The 255-nt window shown below is 68.2% G+C and carries 1 protein-coding gene; it reads right to left on the bottom strand.

Annotated features, from left to right (window positions below):
- On the bottom strand, positions 1-255 hold a 255-nt coding region (locus tag QM019_RS12980), incomplete at both ends, for a transposase (RefSeq protein WP_282853317.1).

The raw sequence follows: 255 nt of genomic DNA, 5'->3' as shown, positions 1-255 counted from the left end.
CGGGCGGCGAGCCACTGCTTGAACACCTGCTTCGAGCGGCCCTCGACCATGTCCAGCAGCCGTGCCGGGCCCGTCTTGTTCCTCGCGGGGGTGAGGTCGATGATCACCGTCACGTACTTGTCGCCGAGGCGGGTGTGTCGCCAGACGTGCTCGTCGACACCGATCGTGGTCACCCCGTCGAACCTGGTCGGGTCGTCGATGAGCCGCCGCTTGCCCTCGGCGAGGATCGCGGTGTTCGCGGTGTGCCAGGACACC

The sequence above is a fragment of the Gulosibacter sediminis genome (assembly GCF_030011715.1).
Lineage (GTDB): Bacteria > Actinomycetota > Actinomycetes > Actinomycetales > Microbacteriaceae > Gulosibacter > Gulosibacter sediminis.
The sequence above is the reverse complement of the archived record's forward strand: the minus strand, read 5'-3'. Positions and strand labels throughout refer to the sequence as shown.